At 58.2% G+C, this 14,941-nt stretch carries 10 protein-coding genes; all 10 read right to left on the bottom strand.

Annotated elements, in window-relative coordinates:
• Positions 1-24: 24 nt before the first annotated feature.
• The 10 genes from BLQ41_RS04040 to BLQ41_RS04085 all read right to left on the bottom strand — a co-directional run bounded on the left by BLQ41_RS04040 (position 25) and on the right by BLQ41_RS04085 (position 14,589).
• Complete coding sequence (locus BLQ41_RS04040; protein ID WP_090177201.1) at positions 25-1,557, bottom strand: MFS transporter; 1,533 nt, start codon at positions 1,555-1,557, stop codon at positions 25-27.
• 118 nt (positions 1,558-1,675) lie between these two features.
• Positions 1,676-2,602 carry a LysR family transcriptional regulator gene (locus BLQ41_RS04045; protein WP_090177204.1) on the bottom strand — a complete coding sequence of 309 codons (927 nt, stop codon included), beginning with the start codon at positions 2,600-2,602 and terminating at the stop codon, positions 1,676-1,678.
• 202 nt (positions 2,603-2,804) lie between these two features.
• A complete protein-coding gene (locus BLQ41_RS04050) occupies positions 2,805-3,671 on the bottom strand; it encodes an ABC transporter permease (protein WP_090177206.1) in 867 nt (288 codons plus the stop codon).
• 20 nt (positions 3,672-3,691) lie between these two features.
• Positions 3,692-4,552, bottom strand: a complete 861-nt coding sequence (locus BLQ41_RS04055) for an ABC transporter ATP-binding protein (protein WP_090177208.1) — start codon at positions 4,550-4,552, stop codon at positions 3,692-3,694.
• A gap of 5 nt (positions 4,553-4,557) precedes the next feature.
• Positions 4,558-5,583, bottom strand: coding sequence for an ABC transporter substrate-binding protein (locus BLQ41_RS04060; RefSeq protein WP_090177211.1), 1,026 nt, complete (start codon positions 5,581-5,583; stop codon positions 4,558-4,560).
• A gap of 18 nt (positions 5,584-5,601) precedes the next feature.
• The gene (locus BLQ41_RS04065) at positions 5,602-6,489 is read right to left on the bottom strand and encodes a TauD/TfdA dioxygenase family protein (protein WP_090177215.1); all 888 of its coding nucleotides are present in this window, start codon (positions 6,487-6,489) and stop codon (positions 5,602-5,604) included.
• Between the two features lie 188 nt (positions 6,490-6,677).
• The gene (locus BLQ41_RS04070) at positions 6,678-9,224 is read right to left on the bottom strand and encodes an EAL domain-containing protein (RefSeq protein ID WP_090177218.1); all 2,547 of its coding nucleotides are present in this window, start codon (positions 9,222-9,224) and stop codon (positions 6,678-6,680) included.
• Between the two features lie 461 nt (positions 9,225-9,685).
• Positions 9,686-11,053 (bottom strand): HlyD family type I secretion periplasmic adaptor subunit, encoded by a 1,368-nt coding sequence (locus BLQ41_RS04075; protein WP_090177220.1) that lies wholly within the window; start codon positions 11,051-11,053, stop codon positions 9,686-9,688.
• Entirely contained in the window at positions 11,043-13,199 is a 2,157-nt protein-coding gene (locus BLQ41_RS04080; protein ID WP_090177223.1) for a type I secretion system permease/ATPase, read from the bottom strand. Before BLQ41_RS04080 ends, BLQ41_RS04075 begins: the two co-directional genes overlap by 11 nt.
• Before the next feature lie 37 nt (positions 13,200-13,236).
• Positions 13,237-14,589: a TolC family outer membrane protein gene (locus BLQ41_RS04085; protein ID WP_090177226.1), complete on the bottom strand. Its 1,353-nt coding sequence runs from the start codon at positions 14,587-14,589 to the stop codon at positions 13,237-13,239.
• Positions 14,590-14,941: the final 352 nt, after the last annotated feature.

The raw sequence follows: 14,941 nt of genomic DNA on the forward strand, positions 1-14,941 counted from the left end.
AAACCTTCTGTCTCAGTGAAACGATCATGTCGGTGCGCGCGGTGGATACATCCGCGTCGGCAACCAGAAAATCAGCAGGATCAGCGTCGCGGCGATGCCCGCCATGCACAGATAAAGATCGGATGCCGTCAGCACGACGGCCTGCTCACGCAGGCGATGGGCAAGGCCTGCACTGTCGTCGGCCAACGGCGAGTTACCGAGGTTGTCCACCAGCATCGTCGAATGGAAATGCAGGCGCGTGGTGGTCAACACCTCGATCACCCCGGTGGCGACCACCGCCGAAAGGCCTTTCACGGTGTTGAACCAGGCCGAGGCGTATGGGCCTTCCATTGGCGTGATGCTGCCGGTGGCAAGCATCAGCAGCGGCAACACCGCCATTGGCTGACCGAAGATTTGCATCCATTGCAGCACGTAGAAATCGTCGCGAATCCACACCGACGTCAGGTGCGAACCACCGATGCAAGACAGCGCCAACAGGCTCAGACCGATCCCCAGTACCCAGCGGCAATCGACCCAGCGCAAGTTGCACAGCGCCGCCACCAACGGCAGCGCGATCAACTGCGGCAACGCCGCCAGCAGCATGATCGGCGCGGTCTGAACCGGGCGATAACCCTGCACCTGCGCCAGGTAGCTGGACGGAATGATGATCACCGCCAACAGCACCACCAGCACGCCCGCCAGGGTCAGCAAGGCGAACGACAGGTTGCGGATGCCGAGCATTTGCATTTTGAAAAACGGGATCGGCTGCGACCATTCATTGATCAGGAACAGCACCAGCAGCAACAGACCACCGCCGAGCAATGCGCAGATCAGGTTCGACTCGAACCAGTCCAGCCGATTGCCCTGCAGGATGCCGATCACCAGCATGCAAATCGCCGGAAAACCCAGCATCAATCCGCGCCAGTTAAATTGTTTGAAGCGCTCCAGACGCAGCGGATCCTGCGGCAAGCCGTAGGCAACCGCCGCCATGGCAATCAGACACGGCGCGATGACTTGCCAGAAGGTCCATTGCCAGCCGACATACTCGGTCCACAAACCCGCCAACGGCGTGCCGAGGCCTGGGCCGAAAGTGGCCGTCAGTGCGTAACCCGCCAGACCGTAAAGCTTCACGTTGGCCGGTAAGAATCGCAGCGCGACGGTCATCAGCATCGGCGGTAGCGCGCCGCCGGCCAGGCCTTGCAACGTCCGCATGAGCAGCAGGCTTTCGTAGTTCGGCGCGAACGGGCACAACACGCCCAACAGGGTGAAGGCGCTGATGGCGCAGAGGGTGAAGCGCCGCAACGAGAACGTCACCGCGCACCACGGCGCGAAGGCCATCGCAGCCACCGAAGTCGCTGTGTAGCTGGCGACCAGCCAGGTGCCTTCGTCATAGCCGATGGCCAACGCGCCACGAATGTCGGCCAGCGCGACTTTGGTCACCATCTCGTTGAGGCCCGACACCAGCACCGCCAGCAACACGCCCACCAGGCCGATGATGATTCGCGGGCCGAAGGCCGGCGGCGCGGCGGCAGCCGGACTGGCCACGGCGAGCGGTGCCGTGACCGTAAGGGAAGTCATTGCTGCAAGCTCCGGGGTTTGAACACCGGGGCATTTTAAGAAGTGTGAGACCTGACGAAAATTGACTTATTGGCAGGTTATAGATGCGCTAGACGCAACAATACCTACCTCAGGGAGATCAACTTGAGATGGGCTGTGCGGCCAGCCACGTCTCGTCGCAACAGGCCTTGAGTGTTTCACGCAGCCAGCGATGGGCCGGATCATTGTCGTAGCGTGGGTGCCAGGCCTGGGTCAGCATCAGGGTTGGCAAAGGGACAGGCAGGGTGAAGGAGCGCAGTTTCAAGCCCAGGCGTCGCACACTCAATATGGCTTCCTGTGGAACCGGCAGGATCAAATCGGAATCCGGCAATGCAAACATTGCCGCATGGAAACTCGGCGCAATCACCGCCACCCGCCGCTTCAGCCCCAACGCGTTGAGTGCCGTATCGATCGGCCCGCGAGCAATCCCGCGACGAGACATGCTGATATGGGAAAAACCGGCGAAACGCTCGGCTGTGATCTCTTCGTCGAACAGCGGATGGTCCTCGCGAACCAGGCCGACGAAATGAGTCGAGAACAGGTTTTGTACCTTCACTTCCGGGGTCAGCGGCCGGGTATTGCTGACGTTCAAGTCGATCCGGCCTTCGCGCAGCGCTTCATCGTCGCCATCGCCCTCGGGGACGAAGCGCAACTCACAGTGCGGCGCCTGACGGTCGAGGGTATCGAACAGCTTGCCGCCGTAGACGCCGACGAAAAAATCATTGGCCCGAATGCTGAAACGCCGACGCAGCGAGCCGAGGTCCACCGCATCGGCCGAACGAAACAGCAGCGCGGCCTGTTCCACGACGTCGCGCACCTGCTCGCGCAACGCCAACGCCTTGGGCGTCGGCACCAGGCCACGGCCGGCGCGCACCAGAATCGGATCGCCAATGGCCTCACGGATCCGCGTCAGGGTGCGGCTCATCGCTGCTGGACTAAGGTTCATTCGCCGCGCCGCACCGACCACGCTGCCCTCGTCGAGCAGAGCGTCGAGGGCGACCAGAAGATTCATGTCCGGGAGTTGCATCGTAAGCACTCGTGCCTGATCGGGATTGATTCAGGCGCAATGCTAGCAAACATTCTCCTGACTTATGTGGTGGCAGGTCTGGCCCCTTCGCGGGCAATCCCGCTCCCACCGGGATCTCCAGTGGATGCAGACTTCGTATTCAACACATAAACCTGTGGGAGCGGGCTTGCCCGCGAAGCGGTCAGCTCAGATGACGCAAAACTCAGCGCTGCATCCCCCAGCGCTTGACGGTCACCCGCTCCAGCGAATCAAACACCAGGTTCTCCACCAGCAACCCGATCAAGATCACCACCGCCAACCCGGCAAAAACTTTGTCGGTGTACAGCTCATTGCGATTCTGGAAGATGTACCAGCCCAAACCGCCCTTGCCGCTGGTAGCGCCGAACACCAGTTCGGCGGCGATCAGCGTGCGCCAGGCGAAGGCCCAGCCGATTTTCAACCCGGCGAGGATCGATGGCAGTGCCGCCGGGATCAGAATGAACAACACAAAACGCATGCCCTTGAGACCGTAATTGCGCCCGGCCATGCGCAAGGTTTCCGAGACGCCGAGAAATCCGGCATAGGTATTCAACGCCAGCGCCCAAAGCACCGAATGCACCAGTACGAAAATCAGGCTGTTCTGCCCCAGACCGAACCACAGCAGTGCCAACGGCAACAGTGCGATGGCCGGCAGCGGATTGAACATTGAGGTCAAGGTGCTCAGCAGGTCGCGCCCAAACTGCGTCGACACCGCCAAAGTGGTCAGGGCAAATGCCAGCACGATGCCGATCAGATAACCCTTGAGCAGCACCACCAGGGAAATCCAGACCTTGCCCAGCAACTCACCGCTGAGTAAACCGTCATACAGTGCACTGGCGGTTTGCAAAAAACTGGGCAGCAGCAGGTCGTTGTTCTGCACGCGGGCAACCACTTCCCACAGCACTGCGAGCAGAATCAGGATCAGGCCTTTCCGAATCCAGCCTTGCTGCCACAGGCGCTGACCGAGCGGTAGTTCACGCTCCAGCGGCACGCTCGTGAGCGGCTGCAGAACGGTTTCGAATTCTTCACGCGGGGATGATAAATGGCTCATCGGGCACTCCTCTCAATGGCTCAATAAGCGATGCGGATGTCGGCGAAATCCAGCTCACGCGCGGTTTCCGGTGACTGGCCTTCATCGAACAACAACCGGTGAATGCGTCGCGCAGATTCCTGAAACGCCACGCCGCCAAGGCTGTGCAGATCGTATTGATGGCTGTGGACTTCTGCCCTTACTCGCCCCGGATGTGGCGACAGCAACAGGATGCGATTGCCCACCACCAGCGCTTCTTCGATGGAGTGAGTGACGAACAGCAGCGTAAAGCGCACTTCGTCCCAAAGCAGCAGCAACTCCTCCTGCATCTTGCGACGAGTGAGTGCATCAAGGGCGGCGAAGGGTTCGTCCATCAAGAGGATCTTCGGTTGCATTGCCAACGCCCGGGCGATCGCCACACGCGCCTTCATGCCACCGGACAAGGTGTGCGGATAGACATCGGCAAACGGCGCCAGACCGACTTTGTCCAGGTAGTGCAGCGCCCGCTCCTCGGCCTCTTTGCGTTTGAGGGTTTTCGAGGCGAGCAGCGGAAACATCACGTTCTGTTTGACGGTTTTCCATGGCGGCAGTTGGTCGAACTCCTGGAATACCACGATCCGGTCCGGCCCCGGTGCATCGACGTTTTGCCCTTGAAGGCGGATTTCGCCTTCGCAGGGCCGGATGAACCCGGCAACCGCCTTGAGCAACGTCGACTTGCCGCAACCTGACGGCCCCAGGAGCACAAAACGGTCCGCCGGATCGATTTCAAAACTGACTTGATGCGTCGCCCGAACTACTCGTTGTGGCGTGCGATATTCGAGGCTGACATTGTCGACCGACAGCAGCGCCTGGGCGGTGTCGTTCGGTTTGCTGACCGTGTGGCCTTGCAAAGGGGCGTTCATGGCAATCAGCTCCCTTGCAGCGGTTTGGCGTCCTGGAAGAAGTAATCCTTCCACGAATCCGGTTTGTTTTTGATCGCGCCGACGCGGTAGAGGAATTCAGCCAACGGGTAAGTATTTTTCGGCGTAACGCTGAATTCGAATTGCGGGTTGTCGATGATTTTCAACAAGTCGGCGCGGTCGATTTTCGCCTTGGTGACACGGATGTAAGTGTCGGCTGCGGCGCCTTTGTCGTTCTGAGCGAACTCGGCCGCTTCCGTCAGCGCCTCGACGAAGGCTTTATACGTTTTCGGGTTCTCATCGCGGAATTTTTCGGTGGCGAACAACACGGTTGGCGAGTTCGGCCCAAGCACGTCATAGGAATTCAAGACTACGTGCACATTAGGATTGGCCAGTTCCTGGTCCTGGAACGGCGGATTGGAAAAGTGCCCGGACAATTCGGTGCCTCCGGCAACCAGTGCCGCGGTGGCATCCGGGTGCGGAACCGCGATGGTGTACTTGTCGAGGCGATTGAATTCCTTGTCGCCCCACTGCTTGGCCGCCGCGTATTGCAAGAAGCGCGACTGCACAGAAACGCCCACCGCAGGCACCGCGATGCGGTCCTTTTCGGTAAAGTCAGCGATGGTTTTGACTTTGGGGTTGTTGCTCACCAAGTAGTACGGGAAGTTGCCCAGGGAAGCCACGGCCTTGACGTTCTGCTTGCCGTGGGTGCGGTCCCAGATCGTCAGCAGCGGACCGACGCCGGCACCGGCGATATCAATCGAACCGGAGAGCAACGCATCGTTGACCGCTGCGCCACCGGACAACTGAGTCCAGTCGACTTTGATGTCGATGCCTTCCTGCTTGCCGTACTTCTCGATCAGGTTCTGATCGCGCACCACGTTGAGCAATAAATAGACAATACCGAACTGCTCGGCAATGCGGATTTCACCTTCAGCATGGGCCACGGTCGGCGCCACCAGGCTGCCGGCGATCAGGCTGAAACCCAAACCGATGGCAGCTGTCAGCGGTGCGAATGGAAGACGTTTGGACATGATTGATCTCCGACAGAATCAGTAAGGCGCGTCGCCCTGGATGGTGGTGCGATACAGCTTGCGACGCAGGTAGCTTGGGCATCCGGCGGCGAGGTGGATCAGCGAGCGGTTGTCCCAGAACACCAGGTCGTGGGCCTGCCATTGGTGGCGGTAGATGTTTTGCGGCAGCACGCTGTGGGCATAGAGCTCGTCGAGCAGTTGCTTGCTCTCGTCTTCCGGCAAACCGACGATGCGGGTGGTGAAACCCTCGCTGACGAACAACGCCTTGCGACTGTTTTCCGGGTGCGTACGGACGATCGGATGGATGACTTCGGCGACCTGAGCCAGCTGCTCCGGCGTCAGTGTCGGACGCCAGTTGCCTTCGAATTTGGTCTCGCTGTAGCGCGCCGTGTACGAGTGCGCGGCCGAGCGGCCTTCGACAGCCTTGCTCAGCGCTTCGGGCAGGTTGTCCCAGGCTTTGTGCATGTCGGCAAACAGCGTGTCGCCACCTTCGGATGGCAGCTCCTGGGCGTGCAGCATCGAGCCCAGGCTGGGCAGTTCTTTATAGGAAAGGTCGGAGTGCCAGAACTTGCCGGCGTCACCGAGGCCGATGGATTGGCCGTTTTCGATGATGTTGGAAACGATGAGGATTTCCGGATGCCCGGCCAACAGGAATTGCTTGAGCACGTGGATCTGCAACACGCCGAATCGGCGACTGAAGGCGATCTGCTGCTCGGGAGTAATGCGCTGGTCGCGGAACACCACGACGTGATGGTCAAGGTGCGCGCGATGGATTCGGGCGAAGTCCTGATCGTTGATCGGTCGGGACAGATCGAGGCCAATGATCTCGGCACCGACGGCGCCGCTAAATGGGCGGATGTCGAAGGTTTGTGATGCGATTGCGGGTGACGCAGAGACGGCTGACATAAAAATCACTCCCACGCACGGCACGCTCATGGGCGCGCACGTCGATCAAGAAACTAACGGAGGTCCCGTGTTGGTTCGTGTCGTGCGGCGCGCCGATTGGTCGGCAGGTACGCAGGAAAGTGACTTTATAGATATAAGAACTTAAATTTAAATACCGTTAGCGAATAACGATATGGCTTTTCGCAGGCTCAGCCAAATGCGCAGTGCTTTTCCAGCCAATGGCTCAAATCATCCGGGGCCAATGGCTTGGAGATCAGAAATCCTTGAGCGATCCGATACCCTTGATTTTGCAGAATGCGTTGTTGCGCCAATGTTTCGATACCCTCGGCCACCACCCTTAAGTGCAGGCTTTCGCCAATACGAATGACCGCTTCGCTCAACGCCTGACTGGTTGCATCGCTCTCCAGGTCATGCACAAAGCTACGATCAAGCTTGAGCTCCTGGATCGGCATACGCCGCAAGTAACCAAGGCTCGAGTATCCCGTGCCGAAATCATCCATCGCCAGGCTTATTCCCAGCGCATGCACTTCTTCGATCGTCGTCAATGTGTCGGGGTTAGTGTCCATCAGCACACTTTCGGTAATCTCCAGCGTCAGGTCTGATGCCTGCAAACCATACTCTTCAAGCGTTCTGATGATGACTTTCGACAAATTGCGATTATGGAAATTGGTCGGCGACATGTTTACCGACACGGTCGGAACCCGTAGCCCTTGCTTTCGCCAGGCAGCCAATTGGCGACAGGCCTCACGCAACGCCCATAAGCCGAACTCACCGATCAAGCCGCACTCTTCTGCCAACGGAATGAAACAAGTGGGCGAGACTTCGCCCAATTGAGGATGAGTCCATCGCGCGAGCGCTTCTATTCCATACAATTCAAATTCGCCAAGGACAATCTGCGGCTGATAAACCAAATGCAGGGCCTCATCATCAATGGCTTCGCGTAAAGCCGCTTCCAGGCGCAAACGCCCCTGCGCGAGCTGATCCAACCCGTCACTGAAAAAACAGACGCTTCCGCGGACACTGGTCTTGGCTTGATACATGGCCATATCGGCACGATGTAACAGCAGCTCCATGGTGCGACCGTCCTCTGGAAACATACTGACGCCGAAACTCATCGACGGCTTGAGCGTCACTCCCGAAATCTGGCAAGGAGCGCTCAGCCGTGCTCTCAGCTGTTCGATCAAATCAGTCGCCTGCACGGATGTGCACTGCGGCAGAACCAGGACAAATTCATCACCCGATAGCCGACTGACGATATCGCTTTCACGGCGGCGGTCGGACAAGCGATGAGCAATGACGCGCAGGAATTCATCCCCGGCGGGGTGTCCGAGGGAGTCGTTGACTTGCTTGAATCGGTCCAGATCAATAAACACCACTGCAACGCTCGACTGATGCCGGGAAGCCTGGGCAATGGCCTGCTCCGCGCGGGCATGGAGCAAATTGCGATTGGCCAGCCCTGTCAGGTCGTCATAAAACGCCAGTTGGCGGATGTGTACGCGCGACTCTTCCCGCTCCAGCGCCAGGGCGCACAAATGAATGCATGCATTGACCAGCAGAGAGTGAAGCGGACTCGGCTCGCGCGATTCGCGGTAATAGAACGCGAATGTCCCCAATACACGTCCATCGCTGGATTTTATCGGCGTGGACCAACATGCCTTCAGCCCGAGTTCAATGACCAGATCCCGGAATCCTTCCCAGAACGGGTGAGAGGTAATGTCACTGACCATGACCGATTCGCCGCTAAACGCCGCCGCCCCGCAAGATCCGGATTCAGGATGCACGGCGGTTCCATCCAGCGCCTTGGAATAAGCGACCGGAAGACCTGGCGCCGCCAACGTGTGCAACAGTCCCTTTTCATCGACCCTTAAGACCGTAGCAATCACTTCCGGGGCGATTCGCTGCACTTCCAGGCACGCCAGATTCATCAAGGTTTCAAGGGACTCTTCGCGAACCATCGCCTCCAGCATTTTGTGACGCAGCACCTCATGCATACGGGTGTGGGTCACATCGATCAAGACGCTTACCGTATTGGTCAGGTGCCCATGAATGTCGTGCACCGGGTAGGTGGTGACGTTACACCACACACGCTGGCCACCCCGGTCATAGCCAAATTCCTGGCCGTGATAGGCATCGTTCCTGGCGAGCTGGCGTCGGATCGCGGCAATGCGCGAGTGTTTGAAGTAAGGCGCCAATACTTCGATTGGCGTTCTGTTGACGACGTCTTGTGCGCTGTAGCCGAACATTTGCGTGAAGCCGTCGTTGACGTAGATGATCGCCCATGACGCGTCGGTAATGAAGATCGCGTTTTCGGTGGTATCAACCACGAGAGACAACAAATACAAGCGGTGTTGCTCTTCATGCTGCCGAGTGATGTCTTTTATAAACGCCGCGTAGAGCATCTGCCCCTGAGCATCGATTTTGGAAATCGACATTGACCCCCATCGACGAGCGCCGCCCTTGCATTCAATCAACACATCACGACTAGTGCCGACGATTTTGTTGATGCCGGTACGGCGGTTGGCTTCGATGTAACCATCGTGCTGAGCGCGAATCGGCTTGGGGACCAAACATTCGACATTTCGGCCCAGGACCTCATCACTGCCATACCCCCAGAGCTTTTCCGAGGCTTCATTAAACAGAATGATCCGGTTTTGACTGTCGATGACGACGACACTATCTACGCTTTGCTCCAGGGTCTGGATAAAGACTTGGGAAAGATCCGTACAGTTCGGCATGGCGGCGATCTACTGATGGGGTGGAGATGAGGGGCTGGGTTCCATCCCAAAAAATCAAACGCTCGGCGAGATCGACCGACTGACTTCGCAATCGATAGAGTGAATCGAAGTGAAAACTTAGCGACGGGCTGGAAGGTGAAGTCGCAACGGGACGAAGAAGGGGATGACGCGCGCAGAAGGGCTCTGCGTAAAGACTTGGAGGGTCAGCAAGCGGGCATGTCTCTTTATTAGTAGAAGTATCGGTCTTACGCCGATATCACTATGCCGCTACTGCGCCTCTGCAGGGGTTGATTCAAGTCAATGAACAACCTGAATGAGGAAATGAAAGTTGCAAAACGGTGAGGCCGCAATCGCGAGGAAGCTCGCTCCCAGGGGTTATGTGATCGACACAAATCCAATGTGGGAGCAATGGTGCAACGATTCGACTTGCTCGCGATGAAGCCGTCAGCCCCGGCCGAAAATTACCGCTCGTGCAACGCCTCTGCCCGCGCGCGGATAATCGGTTTGAGCAGGTAGCTGAGAATAGTTTTCTTACCCGTGATGATATCCACCGAAGCCACCATCCCCGGAATGATCAGCAACGGTTTCTCATCCGTCCCCAGGTGGCTGCGCTCCGTGCGCAGTTTGATGATGTAGTACGTGGTCTTCTTGTCTTCATCGGTGATGGTGTCGGCACCAATCTGCTCCAGCTTGGCCTTGAGCCCACCATAAATGGTGTAGTCGTACGCCGTGAATTTCACCGTCGCTTCTTGCCCCGGATGCAGGAATGCAATGTCCTGCGGGCGAATCTTCGCCTCCACCAGCAAGGTGTCGTCCAGCGGCACGATTTCCACCAGGTCACTGCCCGGCTGGATCACGCCACCGATGGTGTTCACCAGCAACTTGTTGACGATGCCGCGTACCGGCGAGGTGACCAGCGTCCGGCTGACCCGATCTTCCAGCGCTTTGCCGGTGGCTTTGGCTTTGTTCAGGTCCGTGCGCGCTTCGTTGAGTTGCGTCAGCGCCTCGCTGCGGAACTTGCCGCGCGTCTCGTCGATCTTGCGCTGCACTTCCTTGATCGCCGATTCGGCGCGAGGAATCGCCAGCGTCGTGGCGTCCAGCTGGCCACGGGTTTCGACCTCGGCGCGCTTGAGCCGCAGCACTTCAACCGGCGACACCGCGCCCTGGGCCACCAGCGGCTCGGACATGGCGATTTCCTGATGCTGCAACGACAGTCCGTTGCGGTACTGGGACTGTTTGGAAGTAAATTCACGCAGCTCTTGCTGACGCTGGATCAACTGCTCCTGCAACCCACCGATTTCATCGTGCAGTTGCTGGCGGCGGCTGATGTACAGCGACTCCTCGCTGGCAGCCTGGCCAGGAACAGCCTTGAGCACATCGGCGGGGAAATTCAGCGGACGATCATCAACTTCGGCGCTCAGTCGCTCCACGCGCAGCAGCATCGACAGTCGATCAGCTTCGGTTTCGCCAACGTTGGAGGCGAAACGAGTGTCGTCCAGTCGAATCAACGGTGCGCCAGCTTCGACGATCTGCCCTTCGGTAACGAACAATTCGGAGACGATCCCGCCCTCAAGGTTTTGGATTTTCTGGATCTTCGACGACGGAATCGCCTTGCCGTCGCCCTTGGTGACTTCGTCGATGACCGCGTAGTTGGCCCAGAGCATCAGGAACACGAAGAAACCGATGATTGCCCAGATCGTCAGACGCACCACGCGCGGGGCGTCTTCGATCAGCGCTTTATTGACCTCGGGCAGTGGCTGGCCATGCAGCGACTCGGAGCCTTTGAAATAACGGCGAATAGAACTCTTGACCCCGGACTTAAGCAACACTGATCTGCCCCTTTTTCAACGCTTCCATTACGGCGGCTTTCGGGCCATCGGCGAGAATCTGTCCACGGTCGATAACGATCAAGCGATCTACCAGCGACAACAGCGACGCCCGGTGCGTGACCAGCACCACAGTTTTGCTTTCGACGACGGCGGCGAGGCGTTGTTTGAGACGCTCTTCACCGGTGTTATCCATGGCGCTGGTCGGTTCATCGAGCAGCAGGATCGGCGGGTTGAGCAGCAACGCCCGGGCCAGGGCGACGTTCTGGCGCTGACCGCCGGACAGGTTCTGCCCGCGCTCACCTACTTGCAGCTCATAGCCTTGCGGGTGCAGACGGGCGAACTCGTGCACACCGGCCAGCTCGGCCGCTTGCAGGACCATTTCGTCTTCGACGTAACGCGCACCTGACACCAGGTTGTCGCGCAGCGTGCCGGCCAGCAACTGGATATCCTGCGCCACGTAGCCGATGTTGTAGCGCAATTCACTGACGTCGATCTGACGAATATCGACGCCATCGACCAACAGTGCGCCGTCGTCCGGCTGATAGAGGCCCACCAGCAGTTTGGCCAGCGAGCTTTTGCCCGAGCCGCTACGACCGATGATGCCAATCTTCTCGCCAGGCTTGATGATCAGGTTGATGTTCTTCAGCGCCGCGTTCTGTTGATTCGGGTAGGTGAAGTTCATCTGCCGACATTCGATGGCGCCTTGCAGCACCTTTCGACTCAACGGACGCTCATCGAAATTGCGCTCTTGCGGCAACTCCATCATTTGGTCGACCGAGGTCATGGTTACCCGCGCTTGCTGGTAGCGGGTCAGCAGGCCGGACAACGAAGCCAGCGGGCTGAGCGCGCGGCCACTGAGCATGTAGCAGGCGATCAAACCGCCCATGCTCAGGTGCCCGTCGATGATCTGGTACACGCCGAAAACGATCATGATCACCCCGGCCAATTGCTGGATCAGCAAGGTGATGTTCATCGCCAGACCGGAGAGCATTTTCACCCGCAATTCAAGGCGGCTGAGGGTGCCGATGGTCTGCTCCCACTGGTATTGGCGTTCGCTTTCAGCGTTGTTGACCTTCACCGCATCGAGGCCGGCGAGGGTTTCGATCAGGCTCGACTGACGCTCCGCGCCCAGGGCCATGGTTCGTTCCATGGTCGCCACCAACGGTTTCTGCAAGGCATAACCGATCAGCAGCGCAATCGGGAACGCCAGCACCGGAATCCACACAAGGTGACCGCCGAGGATCGCGATGACCATAAAGATCAGCAGCGTAAACGGCAGGTCGATCAGGCTGGTCAGGGTCAGCGAGGCGAGGAAGTCACGCAGGCTCTGAAACTCATGGATGTTCTGGGCAAAGCTGCCGACCCGCGCCGGGCGGTACTTCATGGCCATGCCGACAATGCGCTCGAACAATGTGGCTGAGATGATCAGGTCGGTCTTCTTGCCGGCCAGGTCCAGGCACAAACTGCGCAGGCTTTTGAGAATCAGGTCGAACAGGTAGGCGCCCGTGATGCCGATGGCCAACACCCAAAGCGTTGATTCGGCCTGGTTCGGCACGACTCGGTCATAGACGTTCATCACGAACAGCGGCGCGGCCATGGCGATGATGTTGATCAGGAAACTGGCGGCAATGGCGTCGGCGTACAGCCAGCGCGAACGCTTGAGGGTGTCGCGGAACCACGAGCGCGCACGCGGGATCAGCGTGCCGTGATTGACGTCGAATTTGTGTTGGGGTTGGGCGAAGAACACTTTGCCGATGTAGTCGTCGGCCAAAAGTTCGCGACTGACCACGCTTTCACCGCCGTCGCTTTCGCTGAGCAATACGCGGGCCTGATCCTCACCTTGCCAACCGAGCAGGACGGCACTTCGACCGTCCTTGAGCAGCAGCAGCGCCGGCATGGCAATCGTTGGAATCTGCTCAAGTTTGCGTTGCAGCACCCGCCCTTGCAGGCCGGCGCGGGCTGCCGCGCGGGGCAGCAGTTCCACACTCAGACGCTGCTTGGGTAACGGCAACCCGGTGGTCAACATCGCGGCGCTGGCCGGCTTCTGATGCAGCGTGCACAAAGCCAGCAGACCATCCAGTAACGGATCGTCATGCAGCGCGCGTGGATCATGAATGAGTTGAACTCGACTGACTTCTGATTCCACGCTCGGCACTCTTGGCAAACTGTTGAATAAGGAAGACTCAATTCATCCCGGGTAGCTGGACCTGGGGCTTCACGTCGTTCTGCACAACGGATGCCAACGGCGCGACCACCCCCTGACTCTTGAGCAACTCGCCCATGGTCGCCTTGATTCGATATTGAGTAAATAACTGAATGTTCTTGATCTCCGCCAGGCGACGGGAAGCGGTGAACAGTTCGTTTTCACTGTCGAGCAAGTCGAGCAAAGTGCGTTCGCCCAGGCTGAACTGCTTCTGATACGCCGTGCGCACACTGGTGCTGTGATCGACGTATTGCTGGGCGATCGGCACCTGGGCGTTGGCATTGTTCAACGCATTCCAGGCCAGGCCCAACTCTTCATTCAATACGCGCAGGGCATTATTGCGGATATCCAGGGCCTGGTTCGACAGGTAGGACTTCGACTCCAGATCAGCCTTGTTGCTGCCACCTGCATACAGGTTGAAGCGCATGCGCAGCATGGCTTGCCATTCGTTGGTGTGACCGTTCTGACCGTCGAGATCGTTGTCGGCGGTGCGACCCAGTTCGGCATCGAAGCGCGGATAGAAGGATGATTTGGCGGTGTCGTATTGCTTCTCGGCAGCGGCGATATCGGACTCGGCGGAACGCAGGATCGGGCTGTTTTCCAGCATCTGCGCGCGGGCTTCATTCAAGTTGGCCGGCAACAGTGCGAGGAAATCGGCAGGACGCTCCAGTTGATCGGGCATCTGGCCCACAGCGCTGAGAAAGTTGGTCTCGGCGTCAGCCAGGTTGGTCTGCTCGGTGATCAAGTTGTTGCGGGCCTGGGCCATGCGCGCTTCGGCCTGATCGAGGTCGGCACCGCTGCCCACGCCACGCTGGGTGCGTAACTTGATCTGGTCAAAAATCCGTTCGTGACTCTTCAAGTTGTCGGTGGCCAGACGAACGAACTCGCGGCGGGTCAGGACATCGAGATAGACCTGAGCAACGGTCAGAGCAGTGCGCTCCGACGTGCCCAATAAAGAGTAAGCCCGGGAGTTAACGGTGGCTTGTTGACGCCCGACTTCGCTGGACGTCGCAAAACCGTCAAAAACCATTTGCGTCAAACGCAAACTTGACTCGCCTCGGTTCAGAGTTTCCCAGTGATTATTATTGCCGGCAGCACGTGTATTGAGGTTGTCCGCGCCCTCGCGACCATAACCGCCCAGCAGATCGACCCGTGGCAGGTATCCACCTTTTGCTGCCTTTAATTGATAATCCGCCGCCAATCGACTGTTAACACCTGCCTGAATTTCGGGATGGACGTCCAACGCCTGTTGCATGGCCTCCGGAAGTGACTGCGCCTGAACAAAACCGGCGGTTATGGCGAAAGGTAAAGCCTTGAGCAGCTGCAAACGCATGGTTGGAATTTCCCGGATTTACTTGTCTTGAATCACTGCAGAGCGTGCCGCTGCATCGGATGATGATCATTGTAATGACCGTATGTCGGAAATGTTGAACTTGGAACTGAACTGCCTTCTGCAGAGCAGATAGCCATCTCAATATCAATGTGACATTACGGAGGCGAGTGTTTAGGATGACAAGTGCAAGGTCAATACTTTGGCATATAGTTAATAGCGAAAAAGCATAGCCAAATGTTTGACGAGCAATCGCGTCAAAGTTATGCCTCGAATATTTTGAAAGTACGTCCAGACTGTTTTGGCGAGCGCGCCATCAGGTCCATGGAAGTCAACTGAACGTGACACCCGGAGA

Source organism: Pseudomonas arsenicoxydans (assembly GCF_900103875.1).
Taxonomy (GTDB): domain Bacteria; phylum Pseudomonadota; class Gammaproteobacteria; order Pseudomonadales; family Pseudomonadaceae; genus Aquipseudomonas; species Aquipseudomonas arsenicoxydans.

Bases quoted from the DNA above. Each gene is read 5' to 3' on its own strand.
- BLQ41_RS04040 (WP_090177201.1), bottom strand. From the start codon at position 1,557: ATGACTTCCCTTACGGTCACGGCACCGCTCGCCGTGGCCAGTCCGGCT.
- BLQ41_RS04045 (WP_090177204.1), bottom strand. From the start codon at position 2,602: ATGCAACTCCCGGACATGAATCTTCTGGTCGCCCTCGACGCTCTGCTC.
- BLQ41_RS04050 (WP_090177206.1), bottom strand. From the start codon at position 3,671: ATGAGCCATTTATCATCCCCGCGTGAAGAATTCGAAACCGTTCTGCAG.
- BLQ41_RS04055 (WP_090177208.1), bottom strand. From the start codon at position 4,552: ATGAACGCCCCTTTGCAAGGCCACACGGTCAGCAAACCGAACGACACC.
- BLQ41_RS04060 (WP_090177211.1), bottom strand. From the start codon at position 5,583: ATGTCCAAACGTCTTCCATTCGCACCGCTGACAGCTGCCATCGGTTTG.
- BLQ41_RS04065 (WP_090177215.1), bottom strand. From the start codon at position 6,489: ATGTCAGCCGTCTCTGCGTCACCCGCAATCGCATCACAAACCTTCGAC.
- BLQ41_RS04070 (WP_090177218.1), bottom strand. From the start codon at position 9,224: ATGCCGAACTGTACGGATCTTTCCCAAGTCTTTATCCAGACCCTGGAG.
- BLQ41_RS04085 (WP_090177226.1), bottom strand. From the start codon at position 14,589: ATGCGTTTGCAGCTGCTCAAGGCTTTACCTTTCGCCATAACCGCCGGT.